Here is a 26427-nt window from a genome sequence, read left to right on the forward strand (position 1 = left end):
TTCCGCCGGCCACGGTCGAGCGGGTCGCATATGGATTTGCCGTCAGGAAGGCGATGCGCCTCGGCGGCGCCTTTGTCGTGAAGCGTCCCAGACGGATCGTGCTCGTCCTCCAGCTGCCCAAGGAAGCAAACCTGTCGGAGTACGAGATCGCCACGCTGCTGGTCCTCAGAGACGCCGCGGCGAAGATGCCGTTCACCGTCGTGAAACCAAAGACCAGCCGAGGCGAAGCCGACGTGGACGGAATCTTGAACGAGTTTGAAAGAGCAGGGTCGCTCCTTGTGCTCTGGCCATTTCACCTCCAGATGCCCGAGGCCGTGACACTGCTTGCAGATCGAGTGGTCGAGGTCGAGGCGCTTCGGCCCGCTCATCTTGTGGCTGCGATCAAGCGCGTCCAGGGCGAAGTCTTGGGAACCGATGCGGCTGCGCGCCTTCTCAAGTATCCGGCCACGACGCTCTTCGCAGCGTTCCGGCCAGGCAGGCCATGCTCTGTCGCCATCGAGCGACTGGCGGAGATCCCTCAGCCCGCGGGGCCTGCGCCGCAGGTGACCGCTCCCCGGCTTGAGGATTTGAGCGGCTACGGCGAGGCGAGGGACTGGGGCCTCGCCCTTTCGGCAGACCTCCCGCTTTGGAGGAGTGGTCGGCTCGCGTGGGCCGACCTCGACAGCGGTCTTCTGCTTAGCGGCCCACCCGGCACGGGAAAGACCATGTTTGCCGGCGCGCTGGCCCGATCCTGCGGAACCCACCTGGTAGCCACCTCCGTCAGCCAATGGCAGTCGATGGGCCACCTGGGAGACATGCTCGGCGCGATGCGCGGAAGTTTCCAGGAGGCTGCAGCCAACAAGCCGTGCATCTTGTTTCTCGACGAACTGGACAGCATCGGAGACCGAACCTCGTTCAGGGGGCACAATGCGAACTACTGCACCCAGGTGGTGAACGGGGTGCTCGAACTGGTCGACGGACATGATCGACGGGAAGGGATCGTCATTCTGGGCGCCACAAACCATCCGGAAAAGATCGATCCGGCCCTTTTGAGGTCGGGCCGTCTCGACCGCCACATCCGCATTCCTCTACCTGATGTGGGGACCCGCAAGCAGTTGGCCCGTATGTACTTCGGGTCTTCGTTGTCGGAGGAGGACCTCAAGGCGATCGCCTTGGCGACGGGCGGGTTCACAGGAGCCGATTTCGAGAAGCTGTCCCGCGAGGTGCGCAGAGACGTTCGACAGGCGGCAGACGGCGCGACTGCCGAGCTGGTCCTTTCGAAACTGCCCGCATCGATGCCGATCAAAGGGCGATTGCGATGGAATATCGCAGTGCATGAAGCCGGCCATGCGGTCGTCGGATTGCATTTGAGCATCGGTATCCTCCACGGCGTCGCCGTCTCGAACGAGCTGCGCGGATCCGGAACGCAGCAGAGCGGCGGCGCCTATTTCCAGCTCGACGAAATCTGGTTGCGAGACAGGCAGTCCTATCTCGATCAGATCGCCATGCTGATGGGCGGTCTGGCTGCAGAGGCGGTCGTTCTGGACACGACGCTCGAAGGCGCGGGAGGCGCGGACGGCTCCGACATCCACCAGGCGGCGGATCTCGCCACTATGATGGAGGTGCAGCTGGGCATGGGCGAAGGGCTCAACTATCTGCGCGCCCGAACATCCGACGAACTCGACCGGCTCCGCAGGGAATCGCCGGTCGTCGCCCGGAGGGTCGAGAAGGTCCTCCTCCGTGAGCTGGCGCGCGCCAAGGAGATCGTTGCCAACCATCTGGCTGCGGTCGAGGCCATCGCGAGAGCACTCGATGAAAAGGGCTTTGTCGAGGGCGCCGATGTGGACCGCATGCTTGTATCCGGCACAAGCCCAGGAAGGCGGAGGACGTAAAGATGGACGCGTCTTGGAAAATGGTGGTCAAAGGTCTCAAAGGCGTGCTGGCTCCTGATCGGGAGAAGTCGATCACGGAAGCCCTTCGGGAGGCTGCTGGTGCGCCAATGCCTGTGCGGGTGGCGCGAAGGCGGCTGTTCCTGCTTGCCGTGGCGGCTATCAAGGGGAGTCCAAGCCTGATCACCGTGGAGGATGATGCTCTCGTGTGCCTCGTCTCCTTTTCAGATCTCGTTGACATTCTGGCCGGGCCGCCGCCGACGTTGGGGGAGGTGATGGATGACGCCCACAACGCCGGCGGATCGTCGCACCGGCGATCTTAGCGTCTTGGAGCGTCTGCTTGCTGCTTCTGGTTCGCGACAGGTGGTAAGCCTCATCCCCGGTGACGAACACGAGAAAATGTTGACGAAGGGGGCAAATCATCTGACGGTTGAATTCCGCGGCAGAAGCCAGCGGGCCCAGCTTCAAGCTGAAGCCAAGGCGTCTGTTCTGGGGAGGGCACGCTGAAGCGTCGGACCGTCATAGTCGAAGGACCCTTGGCATTCCATATGCGTCGCCTCGAAGCCGCGAGGCGTGGAGAAGCGGGCGTCCAGATGCTGACCCTGCCGTTGCTCGCCGCGCGCCTCGCGGGCGGCTTCATCCGTCCGGCGCGGTCCCAGGAACTCGATCTCGCAATCCGAGCGGCACTAGAGGATGGAAGCTTTGCCGACCTCGAAGCCGTCCGCCATCTACCCGGGACGACGCGCGCGGTCGCCCGGACGCTCGCGAAGGTATGGCAGAACGATCTCGACCTAGCGGATGTGGCCGGCAGCAACCAGCGCCTTGCAGATCTCGCCAAAATCGAACATCACGTTCTGGTCAACCTGCCTCCCGGTGTGTTCGCGCCCCGCGAATTACGCGCCTTGGCACTCCGACGCGTCGCCCATGGGCCAGCCGTTCTAGGGCCGGTCGAACTCGATCGGGTGTTCGATGTCGCTCCAGTGTGGCGCCCGCTGTTGGCATCGCTGCATGAGCTGGTGCCACTCTCATGGGTGAAATCCGGCGCGGCGGACACCAGCTGGTTCCCAGGGCAAGTCATTGTCGAGCGCGACGAGCAAGCCGCTGAAAAATCGGTCGTTTCGTGCGCCAACCCACGTGCCGAGGTCGTAGAGGCGCTACGCTGGATCCGCGAGCTTATCGCCTCGGGTAAGGCGAGACCCGAAGAGATCGCTGTTTGCGCCACCGGCACGGAGCAGTGGGACGAGCACTTTCTCGTGCTCGCTTCAGACGCCGGCCTGCCACTGCATTTCACGCATGGCTTGCCGGCGCTCGCATCGTCCGACGGACAGGCGTGCGCCGCCTTGGCGGATGTCCTGCTGAACGGCCTCAGCCAGGATCGGGTGCGGCGACTGTTAGCGCATTCCGCCGGCGTCAGCCGAAGCCTTGGCGACCTGCCGACGAGCTGGTCGGCGGGGCTCCAGCAGGGCGCCGCGCTGTTCGAACTCGATCAGTGGGGGCACGCCCTCGACAGTGCGGCAGAGCCCCGGTCCGATGGATTGGACCCGCGCCCGATCGTGCTTCCCGTTCTGCAGCTGTTGGCGCGCGGAAGCGGCGCAGCCGAGGAGGCGGGAGCGATGCTGTTAGGTCCAGGGGCCCGCCTCATGTGGACGGAGGCCCTGCGGCGTGCGCCGGCCAAGGCTCTCGAATTCTCGCTCCAGGAACTGCGCCTGCCGGATCGGCATGATCCGGGCGCGTCCGTCGTCTGGTGCCCGGCGGGCCATCTCGTGGCGGCGCCGCGTCGTTGGGTGCGTCTTCTTGGCATGACGTCCAGATCCTGGCCTAGGCGGTCCGTCGAAGATCCAATAGTCCCTGGACACATCCTTTCGCGGCGTAGGCTTGACCCCGATCCGATCACCGAGCGTGACCGCCGCGCTTTCCATCTGATCACAAGCCATGCCGCAGGTGGCTGTGTTCTGTCACGGAGCCTGCGGAACGCCCAAGGCGGCCTCCTTTCCCCCAGCCCGTTGATTGCTTCAGACCTTCAGGCACAGGTTCTGAGGCGCGCGCGTATTCCGCCACACGCATTCAACGAGGCGGATCGCCTCCTCGCCCGGCTTGACGAAGCGGGGGCCTCGCCGGCGCTCGCCGCCGCCAACCATTGCTGGCGCGACTGGCGCTCGCCCCGGGTAACAGCCCACGATGGAATTTCGAGGGCTGACCATCCCGTCATCGCTCGTGCGGTCGCTGAGATTCAGTCGGCCACCTCGCTGAAGCTGTTGCTCCGCAATCCCCTTGCCTATGTCTGGCGCTATGCGCTTGGCTGGCGCGGGGTTCCGGACGACGACCAGCCGCTTGCGCTCGACGCCCGCGCCTATGGCGAGCTCGTTCATGATCTGCTGAAACACGCCGTCGATGCACTCGAGCCGAATCCGGGCTACGCGCGCGCTACGCGTCGGGAGATCGAGGCTGCGCTGGCATCGTCGGTGGCATCCGTGGCCGCGCGGTGGCCGATCGAGCGTTCGGTGCCACCCGCACTGCTGTGGCAACACACGCTGGACGAAGCTAGCCGTCTTGCCCTCAGGGCGCTCACTCTCGAGACCTTCGAAGAGGCCGACACTCGGAGCTGGACCGAGGTCGCCTTCGGCCGCGCCGAAAGTACTGGAGAGGGCAGCGGATTGCCTTGGCAACCCGATGCCGAGGTCATTATCCCCGGCACGAACATTCGTGTCCGGGGGAACATCGACCGTCTCGATCTCAGAGGCGACGGACGCGCGGTTCGCGTAACCGACTACAAGACTGGACGAGAGCCGCGGCAGGCGAGTGAGATCTCGCTCGGTGGCGGCGGCGAGCTCCAGAGGGTGATCTATGCACTCGCGGCGCAAAATCTGCTACCCGACAATCCGCGAGTCGTGGCGAGGCTTGTCTTCTTAGGTGATCTGCACCCGAGGCCCTACCGGTTACCGGACGTCGATCAGGCAGTCGCCGAGCTCTCGATGCATGTCACCGCGGCGATGGAGCTCCTGCGAAGCGGCGTCGTGCTGCCGGGCCCGGACGCGCAGGAAGAGCGCGACGATTTCCGTCTCGCCATGCCGGCATCGCCTGTCACGTATTTCCGGATAAAAAATGCCGCCATCAACAGCGCGTTCGGCGACTTCACGCGCGTTTGGAGCCGCCGATGACTGAGCTCGCCGACATCAACGAGAGGCGGCGCATCCTTACGGACCTCGACGCCACGCTGCTGGTCGAGGCTGCGGCCGGCACCGGCAAGACGGCGCTCATGGCAGGAAGGGTGACCATGCTGCTCGCGCGGGGCATGGAGCCAGGCGCGATCGCTGCTATCACATTCACCGAACTCGCCGCCAGCGAACTTGCTGCACGGGTGCATCGCTATGTTGGCAACCTGCTGGCCGGCCATGTGCCGGCACCCTTGCGGCCAGCATTGCCCAACGGACTCGAAGCCGACCAGCGTCGCGCGCTCTTAGCAGCAGCTGCGAAGCTCGACGAACTCACCACGGCCACCATCCACGCATTCTGCCAGACGATTATTTCCAGCTACGCCGTGGAGGCCAGCATCGATCCGGGGGTGCGTGTTCTAGATGCCGTCCAGGCGGCCGCCGCGTTCGAATCGGTTTTTGAAAAGTGGCTGAAGCGCCGCTTGAACGCCCCGGAGCGGCACGGAGATCCGATCGCAGCTCTCTCACGCGACGATCCTCGCCACGTTGTCGACACCTTGCGGGAACTGGCGCGTTTTCGACTGAGATATCGCGGCGCACAGACGCCTCCGGTCAATCTGGAGGGCAGACCCGACATCGATCTGGTCGACGCGGTCCAGGACTTCCGCCGTTGGATTTCGTCGCAGCCGCCCGAGCCAAGAACGCTGGAACTGGTCGGCGAGCTCGAGACGCTTGCAGGTTTCTACGCTGGCAGCTTCGATCCGCGGCCGGATTTCGGACGGCTCTGGGTGCTGGCTCATCCGCCCCGGCTCGGTTGCATGCGTCGGCGCAGCTTCGATCTTCTGAGGCCAAGGTTGAAATCCGCCTGGGAGCGGGTCGTCGGCAAGGAGAATGGTGGGCGTTGCAACGACGAGGCGAATGCTTGTTTCGAGCATGTCGACGGCTGCTATCGCGTCCTGCTGGGGCGGATCGCGACTGCGCTCGTCTCCCAGCTGTCGTCCGAGCTCGACGAAGTGCTCGACGACTACGCCGCCTTCAAGCGCGATGCTGCGGTTCTCGATTTCGACGACCTGCTGGAAAGAGCGCGCCAGTTGGTGCGCGAGCATGACGATGTGCGGCGTGAGCTCGGACGCCGCTATCGTCACATCTTTGTCGACGAATTCCAGGACACCGACCCTGTCCAGTCGGAGATATTGTTCCGGATCGCGGCTCACGACCGCTCCGAGCGCTGGCAGGACGGCTCGCTGCGTCCCGCCTCGCTTTTCATGGTCGGCGACCCGAAGCAGGCGATCTACCGGTTCCGCGGCGCCGACATCGGCACTTACACGCAGGCTCGTATGGCCATCGAGCGGAAATGGCCCGAGAACATCGTCCAGGTCACCGCCAACTTCCGCTCGCGCCCCGACATCATAAACCACGTGAATCGCTGTTTTGCGGGACCGCTTTGCGGCGATGGTCAGCCCGGCTATGTCGCCCTTACCGAGACGATGGGCGAGCCGGTCCATGATCTGCCTTGTGTGGCGCGTCGGACCGTCGATCTTCCGCCGGACCCGCGGTCGGACGAGATCCGCGATGCCGAGGCAGACGTGGTTGCAGACCTCTGCCTGCGGCTCATCGGAAACCTGCTGGTCAGCGGAGAGGACGGGATCGCAGTGCCGCTTGCCCCTGGAGGCATCGCTCTGCTTGCGCCTACGGGCGCAGAGCTCTGGCGTTACGAACGCGCGCTCGAGCAGCGCGGCCTGCCGATCGCCTCGCAGGCCGGCAAAAGTCTCTTCCGGCGGCAGGAGGTACAGGATCTTCTGGCGCTCGCGCGTGTGCTCGCCAATCCGAAGGACACTCTCGCGTTCGGTGCACTCATGCGCGGTCCGCTGGTGGGCCTGACCGAAGAGGAGCTGCTCGACATCACCGCAGCGCTTCCTGCTGATCCCGATCTTACGGATTCGAATCCTCGCTTTTCGCTGATGACGGGTCGCGAGCATGTCGCCCATCCCCTGGCTTATCGCACTCTGTCCATCCTCCAGGACCTCAGGCGGCGGGCGCGGACGACCACGCCCGCGCTCCTCCTGGCAGAAGCCGTCGAGCGCCTCGCGGTTCGTCCGATCCTTGCCGGCCGGGAGAGCGACCGAGGTGCACGGGCTGCAGCCAACGTGGAAGCGGTCCTCGAACGCGCCCGGCCATACGGGGTGAGGGGGCTGAAGAAGTTCGTCCAAGACCTCGCGCGGGAATGGCGTGAGGGCAAGCCCCACAATGAAGGGCGGATCGATTCCGAGGGCGACGCCATTGAGATCATCACTATCCATAGCGCCAAAGGACTCGAATGGCCGGTGGTGATACCGATCAACACTGGCACCTTGCTCCGTTCGCGCGATCCCTTCGTCTACCGGGTATCCGACGATACATTGCATTGGGTGATCGGCGATGTCGTACCTCCCGACCTGCTTCTGGCACTTGAACCCGAGGAAGCGAGCGAGACGCGCGAGCGCGAGCGCCTCTGGTATGTCGCCTGCACACGCGCCCGGGAACTCTTGATCATCCTCGAACTGCCACAGGCGGAGCAACGATCATGGTCGCGTATCGTCGACCTTGCACATCGGGACCTCCCAGAGCTCAACTTGTCGCAAATGGCGCCGTTCCAACGCAACCCGGAGTCCGATCTGCCAAACCTGCAGACCGAGGCGACCTTCGCGAAAGAGCAAGACGCCATCAGCGCGGTCTCAGCGCCCCTACAATGGCTGCGGCCGAGCGAGAAAGACTCAGATCGCAAACCGACGAGCGAAGTCATTGCTCTCGAACCCGACGAACCGCCGATTGCCGATGCTCCGGTGGGGGCGGGGCGCGTACGCGGCGTGGTGTTGCACAAACTGATGGAGGAGGTGTTGAGCGGCGAGATCCTAGAGGACGTGTCGACTCTCGCATTGCGAGCGCGCACATTGCTGCGGGAACTCGTGGTCGACATCGAGGACGGTACTGCTTTTCCCGATGCCGAAGAGATGGCTCAGACGGCATCGCGAACGCTGCAGCTTCCGGACATCGTCGTGCTCAGGCCGAACCTCGTGCCCGAGTGGCCGATCTACCGGATGCTTGCGGACCAACCTGGTCCGGCCGCGCTGGCCGGACGGATTGACGCGATTGCTCTCGAAGACGGGATCCCTTCGGTCCTGCTCGACTGGAAGAGCGACGTTGCGCCGACGCAGAAGGATTTGCGCGACCACACGCGTCAGCTCAGTGACTATCTCGGCGCCACGGGAGTTCGGCGTGGCGCGTTGGTCTACATGACGTCAGGTACGATCAGGTGGATCTCGGCGCATGAACCGACATCGGACGGCCCACACTAGGCGTTTGCTTCCTGGCGAACGCCGACCATTCGAACTTGTCTCGCGGGAGCCTGTTCTGGAGGGGGCTGGTAAATGGCTGCGGTGAGGTACGCCGCGCCCGAGAACTGATAGGCGTTTCGACACGCTTAACCTGCGAGCTCTCGCAATCAGATTTCCGTACCGGTTCGGTCATGGGTGCAAGAAGGCATCGCACCAGCATTCCAATGCATTCACGCGCATCCATACAGTCAGTTGAAATGTCGCGGAGGCTGCGACATTGCTGCGGACTGTGGCGAGGACAACAGCGGCTCGAGCGTCCTAAGCGAACGAACCGACCCGCAAGTCGCATCGATTATAACGATGATTCACCCAAATTTGCCTCCGGAAGCCATCTATTTTGCCGGAGCGGGCACGGGTGATCGTCCGCTATGACATTGACAATTCAAGTTAAGGTTGCGAAAGCAAGTTCTAAATCCAGGAACTAAGTCGATGCCGAAAAAGAAAAAATGGAGCCAACATCTTCTCGCTCTTGCCGACGAACTCGCTGCTTTGCATGCAGAAGATCCTGACGATTTCCGCCGTGCCGTTGTCGCAGTTTATCGGACAGCGGCTATGGCCGGAGGCCCCATCCTCACGCACTTCATCGATTGGGACGAGCAGTATCTCATTTCAGAGGCGGCAAAGCTGTCCGACACCGTCGTTCAGGGAGGGTTCGGATACGCCCCCGATCTCAAAGCCGGAGACGTTGAGAATCTCCGGAGGCTTGTTGTGCTCCTCCGAGCGTTGGAACTTGAGTTAACGAGGGCAGACACCGGGCTTGTCCCGGTGGACATCAATGAGCAATGGCGGGTGCGATGTCCGTCGGACGACGATGTCTTCCTTGTTCCGATTCCGCGCCGCCGCTGGACGCCCGCGGAGCCGGCCGCCGATCGGCGCGGATTTGCAAAGCGCGCTCTATTCGCGCATCGTATTTTGCCCGTCGAGGCTGATGGTGCCAAAGTGGAGTTGCGGCGTGTGGATGCTATCCGGCGTCCAAGCGCTTCGCTGGGATTTGGTGCCGCTCTCTTTTCAAAGGTCGCCTTCCAGGACGACGCGGGCGAAGGCGCCACGTTCGTTGTTACGGCCGTCGATCCGGAGCAAAGGGTGGCAACCGTGAGGAAGGCGATCGAGAACTCTCATTTCGAAGACTGCTTCGCCACAGTCTTCCCGGAGCTGGTTATCGACTCCCAGTCGCTCGCGGAAATCAAAGCCCAACTTGCGCTGAAGCCTTTCCTGATGGGACGCCAAGTTACGCCACCGACGCTCGTGGTTGCGGGAAGCTGGCACGAGGCGTCTGGCGAGGCATTTCGAAATACATCTCGCGTGTTCGACGGCTTCGGCGAAGAAGTCGCAGTGTATAACAAGCGGATGTCATACGGAGGGGGGCGGCGCGCCAGAGAACGAATAGAACCAGGCACTACGTTCCCAGTCCTTGTCACACCGGAAGGCCTTGTCGCATTCGCGATCTGCCTCGACTTTTGCGACAGTCAGTTCGACAATGTTTACAACAAACTTGATGTTGATTTCATCCTCGTCCCGTCCTGCGGCGACGACAAGACGATGGAGGGACATTTGCGAAATGCTGATCGCGCTACGATCCGATTCTCAACGGCCACTTTCGTAGTGCAACAGGCATTCCCGGAGAGGGATGGCTTTAACGGCTACGTTCTCCTTGCAACGGCAGGACAACACCCCAGCTTCGAGGAAACCAAAGTCGGCGCGACATGGATCCGAAAGTTTACTTAATTTCATACCGCCGGCTTGACAGCTGAAACAATCGGCACAATGTAAATTAATGTAAAATATAGGACCGTGCCACCTATGGAAACTGACACGCGGACACTCACAAAAAAGCTCGAACTCCTGGGACGCGGCGACGTCGTCGCGGAAGAGGTGCAAGGCGTGCTCGAGCTCGCGCTCAACCATTCGGCCGATCTTGCAGAGCACATCTATTCAGCGCTTAGCGATGCTACTTGGCGGCTTCTCTCCGCGCGCGCCTTCGACGACGAGCTTATTACTTGGTTCAACGCGCAGAAATATGCTGCCGCTGTGTTAAGGAACCGGGGCAATCAGGAGGTAGCGGCGCGCGTTCGGGCATTGTCAGATTTGGTCGGACGCTCGCACCGGTTTGCGGAAATGCAGCCTCTCGACGAAGTGCTTGGCCGCAGGCATGTCCGTCAAATTCTTGAGATTCTTGGTGGCGCCGACGCTGTAGTCAGCAGGGCTGAACTGGCTTCAAGCCTCTCCATCGGGGAGGCAAATCTCTCGCGTGTTTTGCTTATTCTTACGTCGAGTGGCCTTGTGATCCGCCACTCCCGAGGGAGGGAGGCTTTCTTTGAGCTGTCTCATTCGGGCCGCGCGGCGCTTACCCGGAACACCAAAACTGGGCAGCCCGTATCGGCTACGCGAGACAGGACACCGGGTTTGTGGACGCAGCTTCCACTACCCTCAGCGGTCTGGGATTCGAGTGGTGCGATGGTGGGACACAATCCGGCCTTTGGATCGATCATGCAGGGAGCGGGCTGCGAACTTTCTGAAGCGCGTAGCTATCGAGCATGGTCTTACACCATGCGTGACATCTCCGAACCAAGCTTGGGGACGGTCGAGAGCTACGAAATCCTGTCTCCCGATGGGGCCCACAGTTTCGTAGTACTGGATCTCGCCGAGGGTAGCAAGGCCGCCGTCGCCTTCGACGTCACAACTTACCTGCAGCGAAGCGAGGCCCTGTCGGCCAGGGTCCAGGAGCTATCTGCGAAGGAGGCTGAGCTATCGGCTGAACTTCATCGCCTTCGGCATCGCCTTATCGAGTACAACGCCGCTTCGAGGGCAGTACAGGAGACCTTGGCCGACCGGTGGCGGGAGGTGGCGTTGTCTAAGATTAGGAAGACGAAGGGAGCGAGCGCACGCCAGAGACTGCTGCAGCGACTGGCGGCCGAGCGTGTTCCTGCGGCGTTGCCGCGGTTTTACGGCGGGGGAAACATCATCCAGGACTTTACCGAGTCCCCGCAGCAGCATCTTGATTCCAGAAAACTGGTAGAAGATGTGGTCGACGGAGTAAGAAAGCTCGTTGACGACCAAGTGTCGGTTGATCTTCGCTGGAATAACGTTTTCATCGAAGGCTCGAAAGAAAAGATCGAGCAGTCCCTGTTCCAGATGACCGCGCTTTCGCTAAAGCATTTTGACAAAGCCAGCGAGCGCAATGTGATGGGCAAGATCGACGGTTCGAACCTAGTCATCATCTGCAAAGGTCGGGTCGCCGACAACATTCAAGCAGGAACGGGACCTGTACATGTCGCCGATCCGACAAGCATAACCGGGTGGGCGCTCGGATATGCGAAGTCTGTTTTCACCGATCTGGGAGGAGACCTTTCCATCGACATGGAAGATGATCGGGAGGCACGCGTTCGTGCATATCTGCCCGTTCGGACGCATGGCTGATCCAGAGATGGGGGTTGCGGCAGGCCGTTGAGCTTCGCCAGCGTGCACTTGCACATCGACCCTGCGGCCACTGGTCCGTCAGGATCAGATCGGTGTCCTGGGGAGGACACGAACTGGGTCGAATGTGTTCAAGCACCGGGCCGCTGCTGGAAAAGCGGCACGTGCTGCGTGCATGGGTCAATCCTCATTCCATGGATTGTAGCGCACGGGATCTCCGTTCTCGACGTCAAAGACATCGAGACGGTCGCAGGCAATGATTCCAGCGCCGGCCAGACGATGTACACTGGTCGGCAACTCAAACATCCCCTTCAGCCAAGGTTCTGCCACATCCGCTTGAAACGCAGCCCACGCACAGGACGCTGTTGACGGTCCGTCTTCATGCTCTATCGAGCTCGATAGGACACCAATGACACGCCCGTAGGCGTCGAATACAGGCCCGCCGCTCATTCCGCCTGTTGAAGAACATTGGATGGCGAAGCACGGATGTGGCATCATCACGCTGTCGCGCCCTTCGACCCAAACATCGGTAACCTTACCCACGCCGATGCGCACCGTGCCGCCGAGTTTCATGTACTCGCTGATGGCGACGTCCGTTTGTGCGGATCGGAACCCTGCGATCATAACGACTTCGCCTACAGTCGGTGTCCGGCTTGAGAGAAAGCACTGCTCTAGAGTGTCGCCGTCGGCGATCGCGGAGGCTCGGTGCAAGGACAGGACAACCAGATCGTTCGCCGCCGAGGAAAGATGCGCCACCCGCCAATGGACAAGTCCGTTGGGCGTTATCGAATGCGCGAACACGCTAATGGTGCCTTCGGCGAGGTCTCGCAAATAGCTGTCGAATGTATGGTAGGCGCTTAGTGCTATTCCCGGGCCTATTAGAACTCCGGAACCTATTACACTGTATCGGCCGTCGCGGACAAAACCGATTAGCAAAAGAGTCTGTCCAAAATAGTCCCAAGGGACCAGATGTCCATAAACCTTGTCCATCAGAGGCGGAAATGTTCTCACGCCCACTTTTAAGTTGGAAAGCAAGGAGACGGAGTCCTCTTGAACCTCATCTTCCACATATTGCACTCTGGGATCTACTTTCATGATGTTCTCTCAAAATAATGCGCTTACACGCTCGTTCGCACATAAGAGATGAATAACTGGTATTCATATTATCTATATTTAATGCTATCTATCTTATAAGGGGAATTTCGGGATAAGATTGGCAATTTTTGGATATGGGAGATCATCTGCATCCAATGCCGCTTTCTGCCGAGCGAAAATGCGTCCTGCGCAGTAAGTTTTACAGTCTATTATTTATTTTCGCCTCCTAAAGTTCAGCTTCATCGCGTCTGGTATTTCGTAATGGCATCAATGATACTACCATCTCTATACTCGACTGTAGCGATGACCTCATCTGTCCTACTCAGTAATATTGACCTGCTTTCAGCCTTGGCGAGCGCGGCCAGGCCTTCGATGGTTCGCACGGGAATTCCGTCGCGGTAGAACCGGTCGAACAAGTCCTCTCGCCGTGGGTTAACAGCGACCCCCAGTTCTGTGACGACGACATCGACATCTCGCCCAGGCGTGACACGGCAGAGAACGCTGTCGACGATCTTGGGATACCCGCCGGCCGTAAGTCGTGTGGTCACGATCGTAAGCTTTGCGCCGGCAGCGGTATCCGGGTGTCCACCAGGCCCGCCGATGATCGTCCCGTCGCCACCGGTCGCGACATTGACATTGAACGCCTTGTCTACTTCCGCTGCTCCCAGAACGACTACGTCAAGATGCGCAACCACAGGATCCGGATCGATCGGGGAAGCATACCGCGACGCGGACATCGCCGCGTGTCCTGGATTTCTCCCGTATGACCGGACCGCCTCGAGATCGAAGCACTGCACATCGTAGATCCGTTCGAACAGGCCGGCCTCGAGCAGGGCGACGTGCCCTCCGGCGATCCCGCCAGAAATGAAGCCGCCCTTCACGCCCTTCTCGGCGAGCAGGTGGCCGATCTCGCTCGCCACACCGAGAGAAACTCCTCCGGCGCCGGTCTGAAAGGAGAAGCCGTCGCGAAGCAGTCCACTCGACCGGATCACGTCGATGGTCAGGTTGACAATAGACCGACTGGTTGGGTCGGTTGCGACGGTGGTTGCTCCGGACAGGATCCTCCTGTTATCGCCAATGGTGGGAACTGTCACAACGAAGTCGCTCTTGCCGGGTGCGATCTCGTACTGTCTGAGCTGATCGCCAATAACCTCCTCGCTAAGCAGTACGACGTGCCTGGCATAGTCCGCATCGACCATCGCGTAGCCTAGGGGGCCGCACGATGCGCGTCCGCCTGCTCCGCTCGCAGCGCCGGAGCGATCCACCACCGGCGCGGCGATGAACGCTGCGTCGATCTTCAATTGTCCGCTGGATACGGCGCGCGCGCGCCCTCCATGGGTTTGCAGGACCGCCGGATTGGGAAGTAGACCTGCCATGATCGCGTCGGCCACGCGACCTTTGACATAGTCGCAGATGATGCCGCTGACTACGCCGTTCGCAATGTGCTCGACCAGCGGCGCATGCACGGGGAAAATAGAACTGGCGGCTATCGTCAGGTTCCGGATCCCTGATTTCGCCGCGGCAGCGAGCACCTGGTTCAGAACTGCATCCCCATCCCGTAAATGGTGATGAAAAGACAAGGTCGCGCCATCGGCGAGGCTACAAGCTGCTAGGGCAGCTTCGATATTTTCGAGCCGGTCCGGCGACCCCCGTGCCGTGCGCGCGGGCTGCATGGTCACGCTCGACGCCGATGCTCTGTCGGCCTTTTTCTCGGATACCTGCGGCAAAAGCTGGCCAACTTCGTCGCGCTGCCAATCCGCGGGAGATGTCATTTGGTGTGCTCCTTGCCTCTCACATCGCCTGATGCAGAATGGAAAGATCGGCTATGCAGAGCAACCCAAGGCTCCATCTTCGAGCTATAGTTGAAACCAATGGCGGGCTCCCGAGTGCCGAGCCATTGCTGTTCCTTCTTTCTGCCAATAGTCATTTCAGCTGGTGCTTGACCGTCGGTCCGTCCATGCTTCGGGACCGACCTTCCTGAGGCGCGAACAAGGCATGACGATCATCCAAGAATCCGACATCGTCGACAGCATCGCTGAAGCGCTGCAGTTCATATCCTACTACCATCCACCCGACTTCATCAGGCACATGGTGTCGGCGCTGGAACGGGAGGAAAGCCCTTCGGCAAGGGACGCAATCACGCAGATACTCGTCAATTCCCGCATGGCGGCAATCGGCAAGCGGCCGATATGCCAGGACACGGGAACCGTCAACGTCTCTGTCAAGCTCGGTATAAGGGCGAGCATCCAGTCGGATCGCGCGCTCCAGGACATTGTGGACGAGGCGATACGGAGGGCCTACCTCGCGGACGACAACCCGTTGCGTGCCTCTATCGTCCTCGACCCCTTGTCGTCGCGGAAAAACAGCGGTGACAACACGCCGGGGATGCTCCAGGTGGAACTCGTACCAGGCGATCGGATGTCGATCACGGTCTCGGCGAAGGGGGGCGGTTCTGAGAACAAGGCGCGTTTTGCGGTGTTGGAGCCTTCGGATTCGGTCAGCGACTGGGTTGTGAGGACAGTGGAGGGGCTCGGAGCCGGCTGGTGCCCTCCAGGTATCCTCGGCATCGGCGTCGGCGGCAGCGCCGACAAGGCGATGCTCATGGCGAAACAGGCCATGAATGAGGAAATGGATATGCTTGAACTAGTCCGCAGGGGACCAAGCAACCGCCTCGAGGAGCTACGCCTGGAGATTTTCAACCGGGTCAACGACCTCGGCATTGGCGCGCAAGGCCTTGGGGGGAAGACTACGCTATTGGACGTCAGGATTAAGGCATTTCCCACGCACGCAGCATCTCTTCCCGTAGCCGTCATCCCCAACTGCGCCGCGACACGTCACATACATTTCGAACTCGACGGAAGCGGCCCGGCAGTCTTTACGCCCCCCAATATTGCAGATTGGCCGGAATTGATCCTCGATCGCACGGCCGGCCAGTATCGCCATGTTGATCTCGACAAGCTGTCGGATGAAGAAATCGAGTCTTGGCAATGCGGAGAGACCTTGCTGCTCAGCGGCAGGCTTTACACAGGGCGTGACGCGGCTCACAGGCGTATGGTGGAGTCGCTCCGTGCCGGAAAACCAATCCCGGTCGATTTGAAGGGGAAAGCGATCTACTATGTAGGTCCTGTCGACGCGGTGGGTGACGAGGTCATCGGCCCCGCCGGACCGACGACCGCCACTCGGATGGATCGCTTCACCGAGGAAGCGCTCGCCGGCACTGGTCTGCGGGTGATGATCGGAAAAGCGGAGCGCGGCAAGGACGCCATCGAGGCGATCGCCCGCTACAAGGCAGCTTATCTCATCGCAGTCGGCGGCGCCGCGTATCTCGTCTCGAAAGCGGTCAAGAGCGCAAAGCGCGTCGCTTACGAAGATCTTGGCATGGAAGCGATCTACGAGCTCGAGGTGGAGGAGATGCCCGTGACAGTGGCCGTCGACTGCCGGGGAAAGTCGATACACCTCATAGGACCGGCGCGGTGGAGGAAGCAGGCGTAGCGCGACATATTCTGGACCGAAAATCGCATCCGCGGCAGGCGGTTTTAAGAGCCTGACGAGGAATTGAGACGAATGACGGTTGCGCACGTGAACACTGCGACTACCAACGAAAGCACTCTTGATTGATACATGTGCCCATTTGCGGCAATCGTTGTTTTTGGAAGAAGCCCATCTTTCGGAATGGGTTGGCGCACGAGCTACTAGCTGGCGCGTCTGGCGAGCCGCGAATGTACGGTATGAATATGCTTCCAAAGGTTAAATTCAGCGTCGGTCAGCAGCATGAGGTCTGGCTCATCGTAGCGGGACCTGTCAGCCCAGCGCACGAGCTCCGACAATTTATCGTCGACATGCTCGGGATGGGCCTGGATGATCTTGATAATCTGGGACATCGGAAAATCGCCTCCGAACTCGATTGCTGCAGAGGAACTTTCCTGCTTGTCGAAGAAGGCGCGGAATGCCCTTCGAATCCCTGCTAAGCGGCTCTTGTAGGCTGTTAGTTCCATGCGCGCGTTTGCAAGGCGATGACGCAGGCGGGGGGCTGCCTTGCCGATGCTGACCTCAAGATGACGGGTGAGGAAGAGGAAATACAAGGGCCTATAAACATGCTGCAAGCGATCATGGAGCCTTTTGCGCTCCGTGCGTCCGCGATCAGCGCGTTTTCTCACCCCTAGATCGGCTACTTTGAAAGTCGCGAGGCTCACCACCAAAACCAAAGCCAGCGGCAGCATCCATCTCCAGCCTTCCGGCACTAAGGAATGGAGGTCGGGCGACAGCCAGGCCACTGCCAGAAAGACGCCAATCGCCAACATAACCCAAACCGGCAGTGATCTTATGGTTTCGAGCGCCTTCTGTGCAGTACCGACCCCTGTTGCTGGATCCATCCGATCCCCCTTCCAGACAAACCGCCCACGCAAATAAACTTCAAGATTGTGTAGATGTATTTCCGTGGGTGTCCATAAGATTTACGGGGATTGCACCGGGGTCGGCCTAGGGGCGAAGTCGGCCATCGCCTAATTCCGCTCCTTCTCAGAACGAGTGCGGTCTCTTCTTGAGATTGACGACTTCCGCCGTGTGATTAGCCGCAGCTGTCGCGTTCAGCGTGAAGCCGTCGACGAGCGTGCGCAAGGACAGGGCCAGATCTGATACCGATTGTCCGAGCTCGGTCGTTTGTCCGACCATGGCTGCATTCTGTTGGGTGATCTGGCCCATGTGGCTAATGGCGGAGTTCACTTCTGCGACCGAAGCAGCCTGGGCCCGGCTTGCGGAAGCGATAGCCTCGATTTCGTTGCTGACCGAGACGATTTGCGACCCGATCTTGTTCAGAACGTCGTTCATTTCCCGCACCATGCGGGAACCTGTCTGAACTTCGAGCGCGGACCGCTCAATCAGCGACTTCACCTCCTCGGCTGCCGAACCCGATCGCTGTGCAAGTTCCCGGACCTCCTGCGCGACCACGGCGAATCCCTTGCCTGATTCACCGGCGCGGGCGGCCTCCACGCCCGCGTTTAACGCAAGAAGGTTGGTTTGAAACGAGATTTCGTCGATAACCCCGATGATCCGTTCGATTTGCTGCGACGCCGCCTCTATCCGCACCATCGCCTGCAGGGCATTGGCAGCAACCTTTGCAGAATCGTCGGCCGCGTTCTTGGTGCCGCCGACGGCTCGGTTCACATTCTCGGCCTGCTCGGCAGTCGAGCGAACAACGGTGGCGATCTGCTCCATTGTCGCAGCCGTCTGTTCCAGAGACGCCGCCTGTGCCTCCGACCGGCGCGATAGTTCGTGCGCGGAGCCGCCGAGCTGAATGCCGCTGTCTTGGAGCTTCACTGCCTCACTGCGAATTTCGAGCAGCGTGTCGTGCAGGCGCGCCAGCGAGCCGTTGAAATCGTGACGCAATTTTTCAAGCGGCCCTGTGAACCGCGTCTCGATCTGTGCTGAGAGGTCTCCCTTGGCCAAGCGCTCGAGACCAGCGCCGAGATGGCCGACGGCTGCTTCGATTTCGAGGTTGGAAGCTTGCTTTTCCGCCTCGTTGCGAGCCCGTTCCTCCTCGGCCTCGAGCCGATGCATTTCGCTTTCAGCCTCGATTCTCAATTTGGCCTGGGCGTTGTCGCGGAACACGGCGAGGGCCCGTGCCATGTCACCTATCTCGTCGCCTCGGTTGATATCCTTGCCGATTTCCGAGTCCCTCCCTTCGGCCAGTCGCAACATGACCCCGGTGATCCGCTGAATCGGCGTCTTGAGGGTGACGATCAGGAGCGAGGCGGCGAATGCAGCTATCGCAACGCCGGTCACGACCGCAGCGATGGAGACGGCGTTTGCTCGGCGTCTCTCCTGATCGGCAACAGCCTTCTGGTCCGAGACGAGCTCGCTAAGCGAGCTCCAAACCTTTTCTATAGTAGCCGCAGCCTCGTTGAACGATGCACCGCGGTCGGTCGACACCTGTCGCAACTGCATCGAGCCTGAACCCACGCTTTTGATCGTCGGCGCAAGGGTCGCCGGCAGGCCGTCGAAGAACGTCAGACCGCTTGCTGCGCCGGCGAAGTTCTTCAGATCGACTTCGACCACAGCGACGGCTGATGAGAGCGCCTCCTCATGTTCGGGTGTGGGCTCTCCGAGATGGCGTGCAGCCATGCTTTGCAGGACCGCCAAGTTATAGGACAGTTGCCGGCAGTGGCCGAGAACCGCCACTGCGAAGGCCGACCGCTGATTCAAGTCCCCGAAGATTCGGCTTGCCCTTCTCATGTTCTCGATCGCTTCGGATTTCATGACGGCATCAAGCTGGTCGCTGCGGGAAGCCACAGCCAGCACCGTCGGTTGGCCGGTTGCATCCTGGGAGGCGGCAAGATTGCTTAACGCCTCCGACAATTTTCGCATTCCGTCGGCCGACTCTCGCGGCATCTCTCCGGCAGGCGCTTCTAACTGTTTATGAACAAAGCGCACGCGAGCCTTCGCGATACCCTGGATGCGCTCGGGCGCGGCCGTCCGCAGATCTGCAGAGAGCTTCGCGAAGAATCTGCTTGTGCCGTCCAGATACTCGGCGTTCTGCAGCATCCGCTTGGCGGCCTCCTCGCTCTGCTGGATATTCTCGCCCAAACTCTGCTGTTCGGCGGCAATCTTCTGCTGCAGCACTCGGATTTCGGACAAGTCCGTCTCAAGACGTTGGCGTATCGACGTCTCGCTTTGATGGAGTTTCCAAAGGCCGGCGACCGTGCGCTCTATGTTTGCGGTTTCTGATGCGGCAAGGGTGATGACTTGCCTTCCGTCCATGGAGCTCAAACGGTTCTCTGCCGCAAAGAGTATTTCCTTCTGGCTGCCCAGCCTCGCGGACAGTTCGCGACGGCTTTCTTCCGACGCGTCCCGAAGAAAATGCGTCATGCTTGCGTAAACGTCCTTAAAGCCGGTCAGAGCGTTCACGACATCGCCCGATGAGTCCAGACGTTTCTGAAGGACTCCCGTTGCGAAATAATTCAGGCTTGCGACCGCGGCTATGGTCACAATAAAGGCGACGCCGATGAATCCGATTTTGGCGCCGAGTTTGAAACGACCACAAAGCTCCTCAATGCCCATATCTACGCCCCTCCCCAAAAGCGTGAAATGAAAATAGGCCTATTCCCCGAAGCAGTGCTCCTCTGTCGGGAAAATCCCGCTTCGCACTTCGCGTGCAAATTCCGCAACCGCATCTGCCATGTCCGACGCCGTCTCTCGGTACCGCTTGGCGAACTTGGGCCTGAAATCTTGAAAGAGCCCCAGGATGTCGTCGGTGACCAGGATCTGGCCGTCACAAGCCGGCGAAGCGCCGATGCCGATCGTCGGGACGTCGACCATTTCGGTTATGCGCCTTGCGATTGGCTCGGCGACCTTTTCGATGACGATCGCAAAGGCGCCGGCGTCAGCCAACCTTTGACCATCGCTGATAAGCTTTTGCCCGCCGTCGCCTCGTCCCTGCACCTTGTACCCGCCGAGGGCGTTTATGCTCTGTGGAGTTAGACCGATATGAGCGATCACGGGGATGCCACGCTCCACGAGGAAGGCGACTGTGGCTGCCATTTCCGCCCCGCCCTCGAGCTTGACGGCGTTACACCCGGTCTCCCGCATGAGCCGGACAGCAGATTCGAACGCTTGATGTCTTGTGGACTCGTAGGAGCCAAAAGGCAGGTCGACGACCATCAGCGCCCTCCTAAGACCACGCCGGACGGCTTTGCCGTGAAGCGCCATCATATCGAGGGTGACCCCAGTGGTGTCCGGAAGCCCATGCACCACCATTCCAAGACTGTCGCCGACGAGAACAATGTCGCAGTGATCGTCAACCAACCGCGCGATTGGGGTGCTGTATGCCGTCAGGCAGACGAGTTTTGGACCTGCCTTGCGCTTCCTGATGTCCGAAACCTTGGTCGCACGAACGGCTGCGCGAGCCTTGTCCCCATCAGCCGGCATTGGCTGCCACTTGCGGTCTGTCTTTCCGTTCGCCGCACGCAAATTCCTGGCGGACGGCGTCATCGTGTTCGCCGAGCGATGGGACTGCTCCGAAATGCGTTTGTCCAGCCAACGGGAGGACAGGTGGCGCGATCAGGTCCACTTGACCCGCCGGCGTATCGACAGCAATCGTGCGAAGCTGAGGATGGCGTCCGAGGTCATCGAGCGAGGAAAGCCGTCCAAATGCGATTTCGGCGTTCAGCAACCGCTCGGCCACTGCGTCACGGGCAAGTTCGCGGAAGATGGAGTTTATAACGGCCTCCAATTCCCGGCGATGCTTGACGCGGGCATTGTTGCTCGCGAACCGCTCTTGAGTAAGCAGATCCGGTCTTTCCAGAACGCGCACGCAAAGCCTTTCCCATTCGCGCTCGTTCTGGATCGACAAGAGAAGCTTCTCGCCGCCGCCGCACTCGAAAACGCCGTAAGGGGCAATGGTCGGGTGTTCCAGGCCATTTCTCGAAGGATGATGTCCGCCGTATTGGAACTGCAGGTGCGGTACATTCATCCAATCGGCCAAGCTGTGGAACAAGGAGACTTCAATGCCGCGTCCCTGGCCGGTCTCCCCGCGCGCGTACAGAGCCTGCAGAATGGCCTGATGCGCGTACATGCCGCAGGCGATGTCACAGACTGAGACACCGACCCGCGCCGGCCCCGCCTCATTCCCGGTGAGAAGGGCGAGGCCGCTTTCCGCTTGCACCAGGAGGTCGTAAGCTCTCATCGAACGGTAGTCGCCCGACGACCCGTAGCCCGTAATATCGACGGTGATCAGCCGCGGGTACCGCTTGCGGAGTTCCGCACTTCCGATACCAGCTCGTTCGGTCGCGCCCGGAGCGAGGTTTTGGATAAAGACGTCGGCTTTGGCCAGCATGGAATGGAGCAAATTTCTGTCCGCCTCGTCCTTGAGGTCGAACAGGATCGATTCCTTACCGCGATTGAGCCAAACGAAGTATGCACTGAGCCCTTTTACGAGGGTGTCGTAATTGCGTGCGAAGTCTCCTTCCTTCCGCTCCAGCTTTATGACACGGGCGCCCGCGTCGGCAAGGCGCGAACTGGCGTAGGGTGCGGCAACTGCCTGCTCGAGCGCAACAACGGTGATCCCTTCAAGATCCTGACGCATGTATCCATCCCAGATTCGACCTTCTCCGGCGATACTCACAGAACCGGTTTTTGTCCGCCATTCGCCGATCGCTCTTGCACCGATTGAACAAATCGATGACGCGGAGGCTATTGAAAAAAGCTATGGCTGAGAGACGAAATAAGCGTCTTGTGCCCTTCTGAGTTCTGTGCGCGGATAACGTCGATCAAGTACCTGACAACAGGACGGACGGTCCTTTCTGGAGGGAATCAAATGGCTAAATACGCGAAACGCATTGGCTTCTTGAAGAAGCGGCAGGATTTGAGCGATGAGCAGTTTCTAGCTCATTGGAGAAACACTCATGCTCAGTTGTGCCAGCGGATTCCAGGTCTCAGGCGCTACGCCATTAACTTTATCAATCGGGCGGAAAATCCTAGTATTCCTTACGACGGTTTTTCGGAACTGTGGTTTGAGAGCCGGGAGGCGCACGACGCAGCTTTCGCCAGTCCTCAGGGCGTTGAACTGCTGGCCGATATCCCGAATTTCGTGTCGGAGTTGAACGGCGTTATCGTCAGCGAAGAGCGCTTTATCTGGCCGAAGGATGACGGGCTGCGAAATTGAGGCCGCCGCCTCGAGATATTGTGCTGACGCGAGGTTAGGGACTTCGTCGGCTCAATTACAGGTTTGCACCTGGAGGGAGGAGCCATGGAGGAACGACAACTTAGATGCTTTCTGGCGATCGCCGAACTCGGCTCGGTGACACGAGCTGCAGATCGGCTCGACATCGCCCAACCGTCGCTTAGTCAGATGCTTCTGCGATTGGAGGACGAGCTTGGCATAAAGCTGTTCGAGCGAACGTCGCGTGGCGTGCTGTTAACAGAACCGGGCAGGATCTTCCGAGAACACGCAAACACAATCTTGCGTGAGATAGCCCGGGCGCGTGAGGAAATCCGTAGCGACGATGTCTTCGTTCAGGAGACGGTCTCGATAGGACTGCCAAGCTCGGTGAGCACCCTGATCGGTGCTCGCCTTGTTGTCGCGGCAAAGAAGCGGCTCCCTGGGATTTCGATCAATGTATCGGAGGCCATGTCGGGTCACATTCGGAGATGGCTTGAAGAGGGCAGTCTCGACATCGGTGTTCTGTATAATGTCCAGGATATGCGCGCTCTGAGTGCGACGCAGATTGCGGTGGAGGAACTCTTTCTCGTTGGGCCGCCTCGGGCGTTTGGAGCGGCGGACCAGTACGGGATAGCAATTGAGCCCGTCAGCCTCGCAAATCCGGACCAGTTCCCGCTTATCTTGCCCACACAGCAGCACGGCCTCCGACGCTTCGTGGATGAAAAGACACGTCACAATGCGGTTGCACTGAACGTGGCATTTGAGCTGGATTCTCTAATGCACATCAAAACTTTGGTCGCGCAGGGAGAGGGATACTCCCTGCTCGCCCACGCGGCGATATTGGATGAGTTGCAGGAGCAGAAGCTGTCTGCGGCGCGCATAATAAAACCGGTTTTCCGACGCGGCATCTATGTGGTCCGAAATCCGGCGCAGATCGTTACGCGCGCTTCCGTCCGTGTGACCGATCTGCTGACCTCCCTGATGTCAGAGATGATTAAAGAAGGCGAGTGGCTCGCTACACGCGTGTCGAACAGCAACTTACTCGGTGGCGTCCCATAACTGATCTCAATGGCAGTGAGAGCCGAACTCAAATTGCTAGTCGAGGGGGAGCGCCCTCTAATTGAACGAACAGTCTCAATTCAGGGGGTCCGACAGTGGAAAAGCACTTCATCAACGGAAAATGGGCAGCGAGCACCTCGGGGCAGACCACCGCCGCGATTGACCCCAGCACTGGCAAGGAATACGGCCGCATCGCACTCGGGACAGTCGAAGACATCGATACTGCGGTTCTCGCGGCACGGAGCGCTTTTGACAATGGCCAATGGGGGCGGTTGACCGCTGCCGATCGCGGCCGGCTGCTGCTGAAACTAGCGGCGCTAATTGAGGAGCATAAGGAGGAGCTTGCGCTCATAGAGGCGCGCGATACCGGAAAACCAATGACGGTAGCCCGCAACGATGTGGACGCGGCCGCCCGATATTTCGAATACTACGGCGGCGCCGCCGACAAAGTCTACGGCGATACCATACCGTATCTGAACAATCACTTTGTCGCAGTCGTTCGGGAAGCAAAGGGCGTCACCGGGCACATCCTGCCCTGGAACTATCCAATGCAAATGTTCGGCCGCACTCTCGCCCCCTCGCTCGCGGCCGGAAATGCGACCGTCTTGAAACCGGCAGAGGCCGCCTCGGCATCGATCCTGCGTCTGGCGGAACTGGGGACGGAGGCGGGCTTGCCGGACGGCGCAATCAACGTCGTGACGGGTTCCGGCGGCAAGATCGGAACCGCGCTGGCCGGTCATCCCGGGGTGGATTTCATCTCATTCACCGGTTCGCCCGAAGTCGGGCAGATCATTCAGAAGACGGCAGCAGACAACTACATCAACTGCACGCTCGAGCTCGGCGGGAAGTCGCCGCAGGTCGTTTTCAGCGACGCTGATTTCGACCTTGCCATTCCGACGATTTGCCGAGCGATCATTCAAAATAGCGGCCAAACGTGCTCCGCCGGCAGCCGCGTGCTCGTCCAGCGCAACATCTACGAAGATTTCATGGGCAGGCTAGCCGAGGCCTTCGGCAAAGTGCGAGTGGGTTCGCCCGAGATGGATCTGGATTGCGGCCCGATCATCACCGCAAAGCAGAAAGCCACTGTGGAGCGCTTTATCGAGCAGGCGAAGGCCGATGGCATCCCGCTGCTCGCCCAGGGTACGATCGCCGATGGCGTCGATCCGTACGGCTTCTTCGTCCGCCCCTCCTTGTTCGGCCCCGTTCCGCATTCGAATACCCTTGCACAAGAGGAAGTGTTCGGGCCTGTCCTGGCCGCTCTGCCGTTCGAGGATGAAGATGACGCGGTCCGTATCGCAAATGGGACGGATTTTGGTCTCGTGGCGGCCGCATGGACCAATGACGGCGGACGGCAGATGCGGATGTCGAAACGACTTCGTGCCGGCCAGGTCTTCATAAATTGCTATGGTGCCGGCGCCGGCATCGAGCTGCCTTTCGGTGGAACCGGGAAAAGCGGTCACGGCCGCGAGAAGGGGCTCGTCGCCTTGGACGATTATTCCAACATCAAGACAGTCGTGATTCAGCACGCCTGACGGAGGAGTAGGTTTCTGCTGATCCTGATGCCAATAAAGCGGCTGTCTTGAGCCGCCTTTCGGGACAGGCGCAGCAGCTGTCGGCTCCGCCCGAAGGCCAAGGTGCCCCGGCTGGAGCGACTGTCAGACCACGGCGCGACGGACGCATCTGCGGGCCGTCGGGTCGCACAGCTAATTGGAGATGAGATGGCAATGTCGAAAACTGAGTTGGGTCGTTCGAAGATGAGAGCAGCGAAGGCCTTCGGCTTTTCTCTCGACGAGATAAGAGTTGTTCAAGAAGATGTCCCGACCCCGGGGCCAGGGGAAATCCTGATACATCTTAAAGCCGCGACTCTAAACTATCGCGACCTGGCGGTCCTCACCGGTACATATATTCCCGGTCTGCCCTTGCCCTTCGTTCCAGCGTCGGATGCGTGCGGCGAGATCGTCGCCCTCGGGGACAACGTCACTCGATTTGCTGTCGGCGACCGCGTGACGCCAATTTACACACAGGGTTGGCACGACGGCCGACCCACACCCGAGCAACGCGCCAAACGAACGCTGGGCGCTCCGCTCGGTGGGGTACTGCAGGAGTTCATCGTGGTGCCGGCGGAAGATGCCGTTCGCGCGCCGGAAAACCTGTCGGATGCGGAAGCGGCGTGTCTTCCGATCGCCGGACTGACTGCGTGGTCGGCTTTGAGTGCGGGCCCCGTCAAGGCCGGCGACACCGTCCTGTTGCAGGGCACCGGCGGCGTTTCGCTTTTCGCACTGCAGTTCGCCAAGATGTCGGGTGCGAAGGTGATCATTCTTTCCTCCTCCGACGAAAAGTTGCAGCGCGCCAAGGCCCTCGGAGCGGATGTCGGGATCAACTACAAGACGACGCCTGAATGGGCGGGTGCAGTAAAGGATGCGACCGATGGCCGGGGCGCGGATCTTATAGTCGAAACTATTGGCACGACCCTTCCGATGTCGCTCTCGAGTGTCGCGTTCGGTGGCACGATTGCTGTCGTGGGCTTTGTTGCTGGTTACGAGACGACCCTGAATGTGCGGCAGCTGATCGGACCGATGGTCCGCATCCAGGGGATCGCAGTCGGATCGCGGCGCGGGTTCGAGGACATGAATCGCGCAATCGAGACTGGCGGCATCAAACCGGTGATTGATTCCGTGTATCCCCTCAAGGACGCTGCAAATGCCTTCAAGTACATGAAGAAGGGGTCGCATTTCGGCAAGATCGCGGTCACGCTCTGACCCCGATATGTCGCCGCTGCTGACGGTGGTGTCGGCGCCGCGATCCGCTCG

At 60.3% G+C, this 26427-nt stretch carries 17 protein-coding genes; 11 read left to right on the forward strand and 6 right to left on the reverse strand.

From position 1 onward, the window contains the following. The first annotated feature begins 53 nt into the window (after positions 1-53). The 6 genes from AC1Z3V_RS10830 to AC1Z3V_RS10855 all read left to right on the forward strand — a co-directional run bounded on the left by AC1Z3V_RS10830 (position 54) and on the right by AC1Z3V_RS10855 (position 11811). A complete protein-coding gene (locus AC1Z3V_RS10830; RefSeq protein ID WP_483498771.1) occupies positions 54-1871 on the forward strand; it encodes an AAA family ATPase in 1818 nt (605 codons plus the stop codon). A gap of 2 nt (positions 1872-1873) precedes the next feature. Next, the gene (locus AC1Z3V_RS10835) at positions 1874-2191 is read left to right on the forward strand and encodes a hypothetical protein (protein ID WP_483498773.1); all 318 of its coding nucleotides are present in this window, start codon (positions 1874-1876) and stop codon (positions 2189-2191) included. A 213-nt stretch (positions 2192-2404) separates the two neighbouring features. Next, the gene (locus AC1Z3V_RS10840; protein WP_483498775.1) at positions 2405-5026 is read left to right on the forward strand and encodes a PD-(D/E)XK nuclease family protein; all 2622 of its coding nucleotides are present in this window, start codon (positions 2405-2407) and stop codon (positions 5024-5026) included. Next, a complete protein-coding gene (locus AC1Z3V_RS10845; protein WP_483498777.1) occupies positions 5023-8355 on the forward strand; it encodes a UvrD-helicase domain-containing protein in 3333 nt (1110 codons plus the stop codon). The genes AC1Z3V_RS10840 and AC1Z3V_RS10845 overlap by 4 nt, the downstream gene beginning before the upstream one ends. A gap of 468 nt (positions 8356-8823) precedes the next feature. Further along, positions 8824-10119 carry a carbon-nitrogen hydrolase family protein gene (locus AC1Z3V_RS10850; protein ID WP_483498779.1) on the forward strand — a complete coding sequence of 432 codons (1296 nt, stop codon included), beginning with the start codon at positions 8824-8826 and terminating at the stop codon, positions 10117-10119. Between the two features lie 75 nt (positions 10120-10194). Continuing rightward, the gene (locus tag AC1Z3V_RS10855; RefSeq protein WP_483498781.1) at positions 10195-11811 is read left to right on the forward strand and encodes a hypothetical protein; all 1617 of its coding nucleotides are present in this window, start codon (positions 10195-10197) and stop codon (positions 11809-11811) included. Between the two features lie 177 nt (positions 11812-11988). Here AC1Z3V_RS10855 and AC1Z3V_RS10860 read toward each other — a convergent pair whose 3' ends face one another. Together AC1Z3V_RS10860 and AC1Z3V_RS10865 are read right to left on the reverse strand one after the other, a co-directional pair. Next, positions 11989-12903, reverse strand: a complete 915-nt coding sequence (locus AC1Z3V_RS10860) for a S1 family peptidase (protein WP_483498783.1) — start codon at positions 12901-12903, stop codon at positions 11989-11991. A gap of 239 nt (positions 12904-13142) precedes the next feature. Further along, on the reverse strand, positions 13143-14675 hold the full coding sequence (locus AC1Z3V_RS10865) for a citrate lyase subunit alpha (RefSeq protein ID WP_483498785.1): 1533 nt from the start codon (positions 14673-14675) through the stop codon (positions 13143-13145). A 223-nt stretch (positions 14676-14898) separates the two neighbouring features. Between AC1Z3V_RS10865 and AC1Z3V_RS10870 the strand changes: the two genes are divergently transcribed. Beyond that, entirely contained in the window at positions 14899-16395 is a 1497-nt protein-coding gene (locus AC1Z3V_RS10870; RefSeq protein ID WP_483498787.1) for a fumarate hydratase, read from the forward strand. A 200-nt stretch (positions 16396-16595) separates the two neighbouring features. Here the strand turns inward: AC1Z3V_RS10870 and AC1Z3V_RS10875 are convergent, their stop codons facing one another. The 4 genes from AC1Z3V_RS10875 to AC1Z3V_RS10890 form a co-directional block, all read right to left on the reverse strand. Further along, entirely contained in the window at positions 16596-17276 is a 681-nt protein-coding gene (locus AC1Z3V_RS10875) for a hypothetical protein (RefSeq protein ID WP_483498789.1), read from the reverse strand. Positions 17277-17421: 145 nt separating this feature from the next. Next, a complete protein-coding gene (locus AC1Z3V_RS10880; RefSeq protein WP_483498791.1) occupies positions 17422-19959 on the reverse strand; it encodes a methyl-accepting chemotaxis protein in 2538 nt (845 codons plus the stop codon). A 39-nt stretch (positions 19960-19998) separates the two neighbouring features. Further along, positions 19999-20826: a 3-methyl-2-oxobutanoate hydroxymethyltransferase gene (panB, locus tag AC1Z3V_RS10885; RefSeq protein ID WP_483499637.1), complete on the reverse strand. Its 828-nt coding sequence runs from the start codon at positions 20824-20826 to the stop codon at positions 19999-20001. Further along, positions 20816-21982 carry a CaiB/BaiF CoA transferase family protein gene (locus AC1Z3V_RS10890; protein ID WP_483498793.1) on the reverse strand — a complete coding sequence of 389 codons (1167 nt, stop codon included), beginning with the start codon at positions 21980-21982 and terminating at the stop codon, positions 20816-20818. The genes panB and AC1Z3V_RS10890 overlap by 11 nt, the downstream gene beginning before the upstream one ends. Positions 21983-22213: 231 nt before the next feature. Between AC1Z3V_RS10890 and AC1Z3V_RS10895 the strand changes: the two genes are divergently transcribed. From AC1Z3V_RS10895 to AC1Z3V_RS10910, 4 genes are all read left to right on the forward strand, one after another. Further along, positions 22214-22561 (forward strand): EthD family reductase, encoded by a 348-nt coding sequence (locus tag AC1Z3V_RS10895; RefSeq protein ID WP_483498795.1) that lies wholly within the window; start codon positions 22214-22216, stop codon positions 22559-22561. Positions 22562-22645: 84 nt separating this feature from the next. Continuing rightward, the gene (locus AC1Z3V_RS10900) at positions 22646-23617 is read left to right on the forward strand and encodes a LysR family transcriptional regulator (protein ID WP_483498797.1); all 972 of its coding nucleotides are present in this window, start codon (positions 22646-22648) and stop codon (positions 23615-23617) included. A 95-nt stretch (positions 23618-23712) separates the two neighbouring features. Then, a complete protein-coding gene (locus tag AC1Z3V_RS10905) occupies positions 23713-25149 on the forward strand; it encodes an aldehyde dehydrogenase family protein (protein ID WP_483498799.1) in 1437 nt (478 codons plus the stop codon). Between the two features lie 186 nt (positions 25150-25335). Further along, positions 25336-26376 (forward strand): zinc-dependent alcohol dehydrogenase family protein, encoded by a 1041-nt coding sequence (locus tag AC1Z3V_RS10910; protein ID WP_483498801.1) that lies wholly within the window; start codon positions 25336-25338, stop codon positions 26374-26376. Positions 26377-26427 lie beyond the last annotated feature (51 nt).

The sequence above is a fragment of the Ensifer sp. 38_S197 genome (assembly GCF_056924495.1).